Source organism: Shewanella sp. 0m-8 (assembly GCF_052977265.1).
In genome coordinates this window covers 76100-89816 of record NZ_JBRIMB010000014.1, presented here as the reverse complement: position 1 = coordinate 89816, position 13717 = coordinate 76100, and the positions used below count along the sequence as shown (strand labels likewise).

The following is a 13717-nucleotide window of genomic DNA, read 5'->3' as shown; positions in this document are numbered from 1 at the left end:
TTTAAAAACACTCGGATTTTGCCATCTTATAAAGATCGGTCAACCGATCAATAAACTGCTAAATGATCGGCATTACTCTAAATAGAGGCCTTTTTTAATGATTTCTTTAGCCTGCGCTATCATTGCTAATAGAGGTAACTACTTTTGCGCAGCTTTAAGCTGTTTAAGCCACACATCAAATTCAGCATCCATATCTGTTCCCCAACCCGCCAGCAATGCCTGGTAACGTGGGTAGTCACCTTTTCGAGTAAAGCCAAGCATGGTATCAACCTTATCTTTATGGTTCTCAATCATAAAGCGCACAGCTAAGTAACCCCAGCGATAAACTCTATCGGTGCCGCCATTTTGCTCGTAGCTTGTATTGAAGATCTCACTCAGGGTGTAGCTTTGTTCACTGCCAATTAAAGCCAGGGCTTTAGGGTTGTTATCACCAAGGGATATATACTCAGCGACACCTTCGCTCCACCAAACCGTGTGTGGGTAAAGCGGCGCAGGCTTAGGGCAATACTCTGGGCCACTGTGGGAGTCATGTAGTGAGAGGCAAAAATCGCCGTAGAGATTAAAACGACCATCGAGGTAATGCACATATTCATGTGCTAGATTCCAGACTTGGCCTTTTTTCTCATAGGCAACAAATTCAGCTTGGTTATCGCTCTTCCAAGGCAAGCCTTCTAAGTACATGCCACCGTTGTCGCTAGGCACGTCGAAGTGGTTAGTGACATGATCAACATAATCTTCCCTTGAGTGATAGACATTGGCACGCATGCTGTGATTGTTGTCATCGGCAACAGGTTTGTTTTGTGTGCCAAATAGTTTATGGAAGTTAGTTTCCTGTCTTACTAACAATTCGCACGCAGAGCTGATCTGATCTTTTGTTAAGGCTTGCGAGCGAATAACGATAGTATCACTACAGGCATGGTTTTGGTTTAACACGCTCTCTAGGCTAGCGTTTTCATCAGCTTGAACGACTGTAGGAAGTAGTGACATAAAAGCAAGGACGGGTAAGGCATGTTTATTTTTCATTGAGGCTTTCTCTGATTTATAGTTTTGCATACAATATTCACAAGTGTTTCATTTAGCTCTATTGATGTCAAACTGGGCTTTAATTCACATCAAATAGCGTTAAAATGCAATCAAATAATCAGTTACTTAAAAAGGATATGCCGTGTTAAAGCAATGGGATAATAATCATGATTACCACTCGTTTGCGAATACCGAACAGGTCAGAGTTAAGCATTTGTCGCTCTTACTCGATGTGGATTTTGATACTAAGCAATTAGCAGGGCAGGTCGAATTACAGCTAGATTACATTGACAAACAGACAAGCGAGCTATGGTTAGATACCCGTGATCTAACCATCGAAGGGATTTACTCTGACTCTCAACAAGCATTAGCATTTACCCTGGATAAGCAAGATGAGATCTTAGGGCAACGACTTAATATTCAACTTTCAGAAAGTGTAGCGAGTGTGGTTATCCATTACCGTACATCGCCGGGGGCGCAAGGCCTACAATGGTTAACGCCGCAACAAACCAGTGGCAAGACCTTACCGTTTTTATTTAGTCAGTCGCAACCCATTAACGCCCGTAGTTGGATCCCTTTGCAAGATACACCTAAAGCGAGAATCACCTTTGATGCGGTAATTAATGCGCCAAAAGGCATGCGAGCGGTGATGAGTGCAATGAATGATGCTAATGCGCCATTAACGGGGCAATTTAGTTTTACCATGGAAAAAGCGATGCCTACCCACCTGCTCGCTATTGCAGTTGGTGACTTAGCGTTTGGTGAATTAGGCCCTAGAACAGGTGTGTATGCTGAGCCTGAAGTGGTTGGCGCTGCGGTAGCAGAGTTTGAAGACACGGAAAGTATGGTAGAGGTTGCAGAATCGCTGCTCGGGCCGTATCCGTGGGGTCGCTATGACATGATAGTGTTGCCGCCTAGCTTTCCATTTGGTGGCATGGAGAACCCTAGGCTGGCCTTTATGACCCCGACCTTGATTGCGGGTGATAAGAGTCTAGTCTCGACAGTTGCTCATGAGCTGGCGCATTCTTGGACCGGAAACCTTGTGAGTAATGCGACGTGGCGTGATCTTTGGTTAAATGAAGGCTTTACCACTTATTTTACTAATCGTATTGTTGAAGAGGTTTATGGTAAAGAGCTCGCTGAGCTTGAAGTGGTACTCGAAAATGGTCGTCTGCAAGAGGCGATTTCTACGACAGCAATAAAAGCGCAGACACTACCTGCAAATATGCAGCAGCAAGATCCTAATGAAGCTTTTAATCGATTTACCTACGATAAAGCCTCGATGTTTGTTCATGATCTTGAAAAGCGTCTTGGGCGAACAGCGTTTGATGCATTTTTATATGATTACGTGCAAGCCTTTGCATTTGAAGCGATCACTACCGAAACCTTTGTTGAGTATGCTAAGCAAACGTTGTTAAAAACTCACGCCGATAAGATCAGTGAAGCTGAGATGATGGAGTGGATTTATGGTGAAGGCATGCCAAGCTGGTTTGTTGAGCCAAAATCAACCAGCTTAGATAAGGTGACCATGGCGCTACGTGCCTTTGATGATGGCGCTAGTGCCTCTAGCCTGATGACTGAGGGCTGGCGCGTGCATCATTGGCAGTACTTTTTAACCAACTTACCACAGCAATTGTCCCATGACGCCTTGGCCGATTTAGATAATACCTTTGGTCTAACACAGACAACCAATGCAGAGATCGCCTGTGATTGGTTTAGAGTCGCTATTCGTAACCGCTATGAGCAGGTGCTCGATGCGGTGAGCGCATACCTTATCAAAATTGGTCGAGGCAAGTTTGTGAAACCACTTTACGCAGAGCTCATTAAGGCTGGGTTTGAGAGTCAAGTACAGCAAATATATGCTAAAGCACGAGATGGCTATCACCCTTCGATTGCGGTGATGTTAGATCAACTACTGAAACGTAAGTAAAAAAGCAAAAAAAAATGGCAACCTAATCAGGTTGCCATAACAATATCTAAGTAGAAATAAACAGCTCTTGCGCTAGCTAACCGTTTATTTCCGAGGGCAAACCTAATTGGAATGCCAAGGGAATGATGATGAACAATGAAACTAAGGTTAAACCAATATCTAAAGTCTTAAAGACTTAAATATTCACTTAACGAGAATCGGTTCATATAGTCAGAGTCGATAAATCTGAGTTAGTTCCCCATAAGTTGCAATTTATCTGCATTTATTTTCCACCATCGAAATATTATTCATATAAGCTACTAATTTAAAAGGATAATTAACACTCCGGTTTCAAGCGCTAATTTAAAATTAAAAGCTAGATAGTGATTGACGTGATTGAAGCTAATAGTTTGGTGTTAATTCTACTCAATCGTTTCAGCGGCTAGTGTTAAAGGCGAAGACTAATCAGGTTTTTCTGTGACTGTTTTCAATGACGGTATTGCGAGGATTAACTTGCAGTGTTAGGCCATGACCGGAATATTACTCTGCGAACCTATTGAACAAATATATCCCCAAAAGGCATTAAGAAAAGGCGTTAAGAAAAAAGTATTTTGAAAAAGGGATTAAAACAGAGTGACTATAAAGAGATGCATTATTAGAAAAGAGATTCACTTTTAGAGGCTAGAGGCACTTTATGGCGTTGAGTACTCGGGTTTCACCCAAGTTGCAGGCAAAAAAAATGGCAACCTAAACAGGTTGCCATAACAATATCTAAGTAGAAATAAACAGCTTATGCGCTAGCTAACCGTTTATCTCCGAGGGCAAACCTAATCGGAATGCCAAGGGAATGATGATGAACAATGAAACTAAGGTTAAACCAACATCTAAATCCTTGAAGACTTAAATATTCACTTAACGAGAATCGGTTCATATAGTCAGAGTCGATAAATCTGAGTTAGTTCCTCATAAGTTGCAATTTGTCTGAATTTATTTTCCCGCGCGCGCATCATTTTTAATTAAATCGCTGATTTTATGATGTTAATTAAAGATAAGGATTAGGTGCCGATTGAGCTTACTCAATCGTTTTAGCGGCTATTGTCAAAGACTTTTTAAAGGCAAATGTTAAAGACTAAGACTCATCAGGTTTTCTTTGTGACGGTTTTCAATGACGGTGTTGTGGGGAATAACTAGCAGTGCTAAGCCATGAGATAGATTATTCTTAAGAGAAGGATTATGCACTGAGGCGCTGATAAGCGGCTAGAGTAGTCGATCGCTTTCCTATACTGATTGGTATGATTGCGGGGTGGATTTCTTCAAGTTGCAGATAAAAAAATGGCAACCTAAGCAGGTTGCCATAACAATATCTAAGTAGAAATAAACAGCTTATGCGCTAGCTAACCGTTTATCTCCAAGGGCAAACCTAATGGGAATGCCAAGGGAATGATGATGAACAATGAAACTAAGGTTAAGCCAACATCTAAAGCCTCAAGACTTAAATATTCACTTAACGAGAATCGGTTCATATAGTCAGAGTGTGAAATTTCAGATTAGTTCAGTTGGGTTTCAAATATTTTCAAAAATATTTTCAAAACAGCCAATGACGAGCAAAAAAAAGGGCAACCCAAGGGGTTGCCTGATTGATCTACATTGAGATCAAGGGGGCTGCGCTAGAAGCCCCAGGGAGAATGATGAACATGAAAAACTCAATGCTCAAAAAGTTAGAGGCGAGTATTTCGCTAAAGTTCAAAAAATAACGTGTAATATTTAATCTTTTTTTAAGATTATTCTAAGCTGCTAATTTTAAGAGCTAATTTTAAGAGCTACAGTAGTTTTAAAATATCAGCTTCAATCGCCATCGGTTTAGTGGTTGGTGCGAAGCGTTGGGTTACTTTGCCCTGTTTATCGACTAGAAATTTAGTGAAGTTCCATTTTACTCTTTCAGAGCCGAGTAAGCCTTTAGCGGAATGCTTTAAATACGCATAGAGAGGTGACGTGTTAGTGCCATTGACTTCAATTTTTTCAAATAGTGGAAACGTCACGCCAAAATTTAATTCACAAAATGAGCTAATGGTTTGGCTATCCCCTTTCTCTTGCTCACCAAACTGGTTGCAGGGAAACCCGAGTATGACAAGCCCCTGCGATTGAAGTTTCTGGTACAAAGCCTCAAGCTCTCTATATTGAGGGGTAAAACCGCACTCGCTGGCAGTATTGACGATCAAGACTACTTTGTCTTTAAAGTCCGCCAGTGAAACCGTTTTCCCCTGAATATCCTTAACTGCAAAATCATAAATTGAACTTGTCATCATTTTCTCCTTGTGTCGTTAGTCATACTCTATCGACATTTTTTACTTTTGTGCAATGAGTTTGATGGAAGATGAACAACTGGCTGCTGATTGTTACCCTTGAAGTAAGCAATAAAATGAGAGTGAAAGGGCGCTATGAGCGCCCTTTATCGTGGTTATTTAATCGCTGTACTAAAGTGGGACTTAAGGTGTTACAGGGGCAAATGACTCGGGAAAGTTGCGTTCCGTCGTTTCGCCAGCGGTCACAGTGACAGCTTGCTCTGCTGAGTCAATAAAGAATGGCAGGCTACCATCATCAGGTTCACGCACATTAGACTCTTCTGGATCATCGTTTTGTGCTAGGCAGGTGTACCCAAGACTATAGGTATCGGCGACCACAAAGCCAAATTCGTATTCATAACCAGTGACATTATCGCTGCCATTTAGGATAGGGTTAACTCTCGCTGATGTGATGGGGGCGACCTGAGTTAAAATATTTGGACCGGTTCTAAAATCTGCCATCTGATCTAGCTCTGTTTCACTTGGGTACAGGTATACCGCAGGGCTAAACACTGAGCCTCCAGCGCTAGTTTCACAGTTGGTCATGGTTTGTTGGCTGATCTGACCTTGAATAGCACCAACCTCAGATGCATTAACGAGCTGCACTGAAGTGGGTTTTAGTGTCCAATATTCTTTATTGCCATGTGGCGCTTGAAGGCCTTTAGCGAGGTTGAACTCAGCCACAAAGTTATTGTTACCCGCTGCGATAGTAAATGATTTATTGAAGAAGAGGCGACCCGTGTTGTCTTCCTCGGCGCCAATACCGCCACAAGAAACATTACTGTTGGTGACTAAGCCTTCAATGTCACCACCAACAAACTCACCATTTTCATTTTCAGTTGCGCCACTAAGTACGTAGGAACTGTCATCGCTAGAGATGGTGTTATTCTCCATGTAAATACACATCTGGTATTCACCCACAGGAACGGACTGGCCACTGACTAGAGTTTCAACGGCTTGTCCCTGAAAACTTAACAGGTCGACGTGCTGTAGCCCGTCATCATCCGTGGAAACATCGAATGAGATCGCACCGTCACTGTTTTTTAACACAACTTGCTTAAAAGCCACGTTAACAATGTTTGCGTCTGCTGGATTGTCTGACACCCCAAGGCTAAATATGCCTTGATCTGGCACTGGGTTGCTAGCGTCACCGTCGGAGCCACAAGCTGATAATATCAAGCCCATGGTGATAGCCATTGCGAGAGGGGATAATGTTAACTGTTTTATCTGTACTCCAAAGCATTTCTTTCTAATAACTTAGTATAGTAGTTGTATAGTTGTTGCCTACTATTATCGCGTTTTTTAAATTCAACTAGACTTGTTTCAATCCTAAGCTGGTAAAGGCTTTGAGGATGAATAATCGATAAAGCGGGGCTTAAATTATCACATTAAGAAAACGAGATTAGCCTTTTTTCAGTAAAAGATTTCTGTAGTGCTAGCGCTTTCGCTAACATAAAGAATTAACAGGCAAAATTAACATTTCTTGGTTTGTTACATCTGGATGCGGATGTGTTACTTAAGTTTTACTTGTTGCCTGTTGGTTTGGTTTGTGTTGATGTTTATTTAAAAGCAAGGTTTCAGACAAGGTTTATATAAAAAAGCGCTAATCCTTTGTGTATGCTTGCCGAAAGTTTACAAGTTTCGGGATCATAAATGACAGCTAAAACCTTAATGGCAACACTTTTACTGAGTGCTTTGTCTATCAATGCCTATGCGACAGACTTTACCTTTGGGCTTAATGACGACATGTTGTCGACCGAGCTGAAGTTTAATGTCAATAAAGATGTTAATGCATCTGTTGAATATATCTATGCTGATACGGGCGGGCAAATGTTGTCTGGTGCGATGCATATTGAACATGACGCTGGGATCCACCAATTTGAGTTAGGCGCCAAGTTTTCTCAAGTGTGGTCGAAGCGCAGCAGTAATGGCAATTTTGTCGGGATAGGCGGGCGTTATGCCATGCACCTAGGCTCAAATGTGTCTCTTCATGGTTCGGGCTACTATTCTCCTTCGGTATTATCATTTGGCGATATCGATGGATCCTGGCAGTTAGATGGTAAGGTGCAATATGCACTTAACCCTGCGTTAGCCCTATTTGCGGGTTATAGAAATATTCGTCTGCAGTATGATAATGCATCAAATTCGACGCTAGATTCGGGCTTCTATATTGGAGCCAAAGCATCGTTCTAAAGAACGGCTTACTCTCGATTTTATGAGATGTTAACCCTGCTTAGGCTGGCCATGAGCGAGCCTAAGCGATTCTAATATAAATCAATACCATATCAATACCATATCAATACCATATCAATACCATATCAATACCATATCAAGACTGCCTCAAGACCAGAGCAGATAAACTTCTTACTTTCCTATTGCGCATCGGGCCAATTTCATTTGTATCAATCAGTTATGCTTTTTTGGAGCTAGAGTTTTCCTCGTTATAACTTACTCCATTCTTGGCTGCACAAAGCTGTGCATTCAAACCGCGAATGCCTCTTTGTGAGCAGCGCTCAAAACTTCAACCTTAAGTGAAATAGGCGAGCGTGAGCCAGTTAATTGAATTGCTGCTTATTTGTTGTTTATGTAAACTGTTGTCACACTTTGTTGCTTAAGTGCGAGTTAACGCATCCTTCGACCGATATAAAACTGATAGGTTACTTGGTTAATGCCAATAAAAATATTAATGCGACTTCTGCTGTTACTGTCAGTATTTGGATTGAGTGATGTGAGTTATGCTCAGCAAGAAGCCATGCTCGAACAGACCATAATTTTTAGTGCCGAAGCAGAAGATGAAGCGCCACAAGATTTTGAGCAGACTATCTCTTGGTTGGAAACAAAAAAACCACTCGGTAGCGTATCTCTTAATGGTGGTGACTACTGGATGGTGGCAGGTGTTATGGTTAACAGCTATGACACGCACTGGGTGGTTAATGTCAAAAATTCTATTATTGAGTCCGTCGATTATTGGTTAATCGGCGAGGACGGCTCAACTCAATATTTCAGCAGTGGTTATTATGCCCCTTACGAGTTCTTGTTTGATTACGCAAGAAGCGTAGAGATGAACATAGGTGTTAATTACTGGTTGGTTGCTCGAGTCAATAGTCGTTACTTCTCATCTCAGCCGAAACTGCAAGTTCAACAATACCAAGAACATAAGCACCAGTCAGATCTCTATGCCTTGTTTATTATTCTTTGTTTAGGTGGATTACTGTTTATTGCGCTATATAACGGGATCATTTTTGTGTCTATTCGTGATAAAGCATTTCTTTATTATGCTTGTTACGTTTTATGTTATTTGGTTGGCTGGGCGCTCACTTTTCATCTACCTGCACACCTGTTTGATTTTCATGGCTTGGAGTTACACCACCTGTTTTTTATTAGCTTACCAATATTTAATATATTATTTTACATACACTTTTTGCAGCTTGCTGAGTTGTCACCGAAACTATGGCGTCTAAGCTTAGGGCTAATGTGGTTATGTATTATAGCCCTGCCAACGAGTATATACCTGGTCTCTTATACGGCGATAATCGCTTCAGTATTGATCATGTTATGGATAGGGTTGGCGATGGTTTGTGGTAATGTCTGTCTATTAAAAGGGTTTCCCCCAGCGCGATATTTCTTGTTAGCCTTTACTTGTTTGCTGTTACCGGCAGTACTTATCTTGCCGGGAAATATGGGGCTGACACCTGATTTTTTTGATAACGCAGAACTGGCTACTTTAGTGGGAGGTACTGCCGATGCGTTGTTATTATCATTTGCGTTAGCCTATAAAATTCGTCTGCTGTCCGAAGAGAAAGAGCGCCACATCGAAACATTAGAAGTCGCTAGGAAAAATGCCCGCACCGATAAGCTCACAGGATTACCGAATCGTTTTGCATTTGATGAAGGTATGCAGAAGGGGATCCCTTTTGGTGCTCAAGCATCGAATCAATTATGTTTGGTTTTAGTGTCGTTAGAGGGGGTGACGCTACTCACTCGAAAGCTGGGTCATAATGAGGTCGATAAGGTTATTTGTGGTGTGGCTGATTATCTCCGCCAGGCTTATGACGACACCGACAGTAAGTTAATCGATACCTATCGCATAGCAGACAATAGTTTCGTTATTGTGTGTGAGGCTGAGTTGTTGCAAAAGATACAGCAGCGAGTTTCACGGATCCAATCTGGTTATTTAATCGAACATTATAGTGATATGAGTATCCATCTTGGTGTTAGCTTAAATACGGATGTGAATGATAGCAGTCAATGGCTAAGGCAAGCTGAGCAGCGTTTATACAAAGATCAAAGTGTTAAGCGCCGAGAACGTTATGCACAAAGCTTAAGTCAAATATAGGCTGAGTGTTACGCCTTACAATTAGACGTTTACAGCTCTTAATCAATCGTTAGAGAGAAAGAGCCTGTAAACTTAGTTTTAGTTGGCTTCTTTAAACTAATTCATTGCCGTTATAAGGTGAAAACTCAGTATCATTATCAACGCGTTTAGAGTTTTTTCTCTGTTCTCGTCGACGCTGCTTTTTACGCTTACTCTTGCTGATTTCATCTAAATCTGGACCAAAATCATCATCCCAGTCATTGTCTTGAACAAAATCGTATGTATTTCTCATGCTCTACATTCCAGTTAAATAGAACCTTATTTTAAGCGGGCTGTAACGGTTTGAAGCCAGCCTAGTTTCGGTTTGAGTTTAGCAAAATAAAGTGACAAGTAAATGATGAAATACAGGTGAGAATATTGCTCGAAAAAAAACGCCATACAAGAGATGGCGTTTTTATTGAAACATCTGGATTGAAAATGTCTTTGAAGGCAAAGAGCCCCGCTAACGACGGTTATCGTTTGGACATTTTTGCAACGAACATGCCGTCAGTGTCGGCCTCTTGAGGCCAGATAGTCAGCATGTTGACTTGCTCACCGGTGAATGGGTGAGTCAATGTTTGTAATTCAAACTCAGGGTTAGATTGCAAAAAGGCATTGACCACTTGCTCGTTTTCAATCGGCGAGAGCGAGCAGGTTGCATACACGAGTTGTCCTTGCAGCTTAACGGCCTTAGCACTGCGACTTAATATATCTAACTGCAGGGTGTGCTTATCTGTCACCACGCTTGCATCATCGAGCCAACGCATATCTGGGTTACGTCGCCATGTGCCTGTGCAGCTGCAAGGCGCGTCGACTAAGACACCATCGAAAGACTCGGCTTGTACTGGCAGTGCTTCACTCTTCCACGGAGCAATACTTATAGCGTTAAAACCTGCACGTTTAGCACGTTTGGTTAATTCCTCTAACGGCTTTCGACGAATATCTGATGAGACGATGTTACCGCGAGCCTCATGGTCCTGCTTAAGCATTAATGAGCGTAGTTGTAGTGACTTGCCACCGGCACCGCTACAGGTATCCCACCACTTTTCATCAGCTTTAGGGTTACAAATTCGGCCAATGACTTGTGAACCTAGATCTTGGATCTCTAGTTCACCGCGTTGATAGGCGCCAATAGCATTGAGGTTAATGCTCTTATGTCCAAGGCTTACTGCATCATCAAAGTATTCACTGGCGATAGCGGTAACGTCATCGGTAGCAAGTGACTCGATAAGTTGCTGTTGGGTTAGTGTTTGCGCGCGAGCCCAAATTGGCGGGCGAGTGCACATAGCCTCAACAATTGCGAGTTGTTTTGTGGGATCAGTTTGAGCGACTTGCCAAAACCATTGAGGTAATAGTTGTTGCTCATTAATGCTGTCATCATTGAGCTGCTGTCTTACTCGTTGGCACTTTTCACCGATACTTGGGAACAATTGCTCTGTGGCACTTAAGTTAAATTGCTCTGACTGATTGGCAAATTCACGCCAGGCATCGCTAAACTGAGTCCACTTATGAGCCTCTAACTCCGCCACTATTGCTAAGCAGGCAAACCAGCTAGGATCTTGTTGCTCGCTAGTGTGGATCTGCTTGAGCCAACCCCACCATCGAAACAGTGCGAATAGGCTTTCTCGAATGACACGTCTATCTTTAGAACCGTGTTTCTTGTTGGTTCTGAAGTACTCTCCAACAATGCGGTCGGCGGGCAGTTTTTCATGCATCACACTTAAAAAGAGCTGATGTATGGTATTGCTATAGCTTAACGCTCGTTTTTGCGCCGGAGATTGTGCTTGGAAAGCATCTTGAGGAGATGATGACGGTTCTATCATTAGAGTGTGCCTGAAGTAGCCTGTATTGGGCTGGAAATAAAAACTGGCGCAATTGTAGCAGAGATTGTTGCTGAGTGTAGAGGCGCTTAATAGAAACGCCTCATGGTATTTGCTAATGAACTGAGAAAGTAGCTAATAGTAACAGACTCAACCCGGTGCGACTTGAATGTGTGACGAGCCACCGCTATCGATACTGAGGTTATTGACTCTAATGATTCGCTTATTCGTTTAGTAATCTAAATCTAATGCGAAGCACAAATAGCGCATCAATTGCTGACAAGAGACAAACTCACTCGCACATTGTTCAACAAAGTCAGGCGCGCACACTTGCTCGATAGTTAGCGGCTTTATTGCGATAAAATCTTTTCGCTTTAGCTCATCAAGCAAAGGATGATTTTTATCATAACCTTTCGGTGGTCGAATAAGTTGGCTGCCTTGCATTTCAAAGTCATAGTGAGTGAGTTCCCGCAGTGCTTTTTTGTAGCCGTTGGGGTTTTCATCAATGCAACTGCGAATAGCGTTTAGGGCTGGTGATTGTGGCTGCCAAATTCCAGCCCCGATAAAACAGCTATCGTTGGCTAGATGAAGGTATAAACCGGGGGCATGCACATCTTTGGCTTGAAAATGCCTAAACTGGATGCCGACATTGGTTTTGTAGGGGGTTTTATCTTTACTAAAACGACTGTCTCGTTGCGGTCGCATCATGCTGCCACCCACCTTTTTCGGGACTGCGGTTAATCTGGGTGAAAGTGCGAGTATATGTGGCTGCATCATTTCGATAAATGTTAGCGCAGGTGTACGTACATTATCCTCATAGCGAGCTTGATTCGCCTTAAACCATTCTCGATCGTTATTGACTGAAAGCTCGTTTAAAAAATCAAAACACTCAGGAGTAAATACGCTCATTCGAAAACACAACCTTGGTTGATGGGGGAAAGATGAAGCTGTTAAATAATACCAGTCAGAATAAATACTAACTTAGTCAATGTACTTGTTGCTACTCATTCAAGGGCGATAGCTGTTAAAATGTGGCTGATTAAATCTGGCCTGTACTTGATCTCAAGCCTTGGGCCTAGCGACATGGCATATTGCCTGTCATAGCTCAATCATTAAATCGGTCATCTATAAAGAACAAATTAGGAGCAGTAATGAAAGTTTGGGTCGATGCAGACGCGTGTCCGGGTGTAATTAAAGAGATGTTATTTAGAGTGGCAGACAGAGCCAAAGTAGAAGTAACGCTGGTGGCTAACCATTGGATGCGTATACCGCCATCTCCCTATATCAACCTTGTTACTGTTTCTTCAGGCTTTGATGTGGCCGATGATGAAATCGTCAAACTGTTAACCGCAGGTGATTTAGTGATCACAGCAGATATTCCACTGGCGTCAGAAGTTATCGACAAAGGCGGTGTGGCACTCAACCCTCGCGGCGAGCTCTATACCGAACAAAACATCAAATCAATTTTAAATATGCGTGATTTTATGGACACTATGCGTGCCAGTGGCGTTCAAACGGGTGGGCCAGCTGCGATAGGTGCGAGTGATAAGCAAGCATTCGGTAATCAGTTAGATCGGTTTATTACCAAACATCATAAGCCCTAACGTCTAAATGACTAAATGACTAAATGACTAAATGACTAAATGACTAAGTGACTAAGTGATAGTAGCGGCAAACGAATGCTAGAGATGTTTAATAATATTTGAAAGTGTGAAAGGAGAGCAAATAGCTCTCCTTTTTTAGTTTTTAGCCCTAATGCTTTTTTAGGAGGTGACTTTTTGTACAGGCAGCGAATCACTTTTTATCAGTCGTATTTTGTCGATTTTATGTTAGATAAGAAAACTGTCCAGGCGAGCTGATTAGCTTTTACTATAATGTCAGTAATCGAAGTTGATAATAGTACGTGGATAGTTGTTCTGTGTATTAGCAATGAATGGCTTGAGGTACTTTTCATAGAGTAGGTAGCAAAATGACCGAAATTAAAATCCGCCAAATAGGTACCGATCTAGGCTTAATATTACCGGCTGAAGTCGTGGAGCAATTGAACATCGGAGCTGGTGATAGCATTAGGCTCGAAACATTACCACATGGTTGCTATAGATTAGTCAAGATTGAGGAGCAACTCGCTGAGCAAATTACCTTAATTGAAAGCTATATGCATGAAGAAGATGCTTAATGGCATAAGCAAGCAGACATGCGAAAGAGCGACTGTCATCGTCGCGACGACTTCTAATAAGCTTAGTTTTATTTGATGGTTATAAAATGTGAG

The 13717-nt window shown here is 42.1% G+C and carries 11 protein-coding genes; 5 read left to right on the top strand and 6 right to left on the bottom strand.

Annotation, left to right across the window (positions count from 1 at the left end; all coding sequences use genetic code 11):
- Positions 1–138: 138 nt before the first annotated feature.
- Complete coding sequence (locus ACVBIO_RS09545; protein WP_447160031.1) at positions 139–1023, bottom strand: collagenase; 885 nt, start codon at positions 1021–1023, stop codon at positions 139–141.
- A gap of 142 nt (positions 1024–1165) precedes the next feature.
- Between ACVBIO_RS09545 and ACVBIO_RS09540 the strand changes: the two genes are divergently transcribed.
- Positions 1166–2953, top strand: coding sequence for a M1 family metallopeptidase (locus ACVBIO_RS09540; RefSeq protein WP_447163643.1), 1788 nt, complete (start codon positions 1166–1168; stop codon positions 2951–2953).
- Between the two features lie 1799 nt (positions 2954–4752).
- Here the strand turns inward: ACVBIO_RS09540 and ACVBIO_RS09535 are convergent.
- Both ACVBIO_RS09535 and ACVBIO_RS09530 read right to left on the bottom strand, forming a co-directional pair.
- Positions 4753–5235 (bottom strand): glutathione peroxidase, encoded by a 483-nt coding sequence (locus ACVBIO_RS09535; RefSeq protein ID WP_447160029.1) that lies wholly within the window; start codon positions 5233–5235, stop codon positions 4753–4755.
- A gap of 183 nt (positions 5236–5418) precedes the next feature.
- Positions 5419–6459, bottom strand: coding sequence for a DUF4382 domain-containing protein (locus ACVBIO_RS09530; RefSeq protein ID WP_447172474.1), 1041 nt, complete (start codon positions 6457–6459; stop codon positions 5419–5421).
- 468 nt (positions 6460–6927) lie between these two features.
- Between ACVBIO_RS09530 and ACVBIO_RS09525 the strand changes: the two genes are divergently transcribed.
- Both ACVBIO_RS09525 and ACVBIO_RS09520 read left to right on the top strand, forming a co-directional pair.
- Positions 6928–7467, top strand: a complete 540-nt coding sequence (locus ACVBIO_RS09525) for a YfaZ family outer membrane protein (RefSeq protein WP_447160027.1) — start codon at positions 6928–6930, stop codon at positions 7465–7467.
- 475 nt (positions 7468–7942) lie between these two features.
- The gene (locus ACVBIO_RS09520) at positions 7943–9610 is read left to right on the top strand and encodes a sensor domain-containing diguanylate cyclase (RefSeq protein WP_447160026.1); all 1668 of its coding nucleotides are present in this window, start codon (positions 7943–7945) and stop codon (positions 9608–9610) included.
- Positions 9611–9701: 91 nt separating this feature from the next.
- On the opposite strand, the gene ACVBIO_RS09515 is transcribed toward ACVBIO_RS09520, so the two are convergent.
- The 3 genes from ACVBIO_RS09515 to ACVBIO_RS09505 form a co-directional block, all read right to left on the bottom strand.
- Entirely contained in the window at positions 9702–9881 is a 180-nt protein-coding gene (locus ACVBIO_RS09515) for a hypothetical protein (RefSeq protein ID WP_447160025.1), read from the bottom strand.
- A gap of 220 nt (positions 9882–10101) precedes the next feature.
- Positions 10102–11451, bottom strand: coding sequence for an RsmB/NOP family class I SAM-dependent RNA methyltransferase (locus tag ACVBIO_RS09510; protein WP_447160024.1), 1350 nt, complete (start codon positions 11449–11451; stop codon positions 10102–10104).
- 228 nt (positions 11452–11679) lie between these two features.
- Entirely contained in the window at positions 11680–12357 is a 678-nt protein-coding gene (locus ACVBIO_RS09505) for a DUF2461 domain-containing protein (protein ID WP_447160023.1), read from the bottom strand.
- Positions 12358–12599: 242 nt separating this feature from the next.
- On the opposite strand from ACVBIO_RS09505, the gene ACVBIO_RS09500 reads away from it, so the two are divergent.
- Both ACVBIO_RS09500 and ACVBIO_RS09495 read left to right on the top strand, forming a co-directional pair.
- A complete protein-coding gene (locus ACVBIO_RS09500; protein WP_447160022.1) occupies positions 12600–13052 on the top strand; it encodes a YaiI/YqxD family protein in 453 nt (150 codons plus the stop codon).
- A gap of 365 nt (positions 13053–13417) precedes the next feature.
- Entirely contained in the window at positions 13418–13624 is a 207-nt protein-coding gene (locus ACVBIO_RS09495) for a hypothetical protein (protein ID WP_447160021.1), read from the top strand.
- Positions 13625–13717 lie beyond the last annotated feature (93 nt).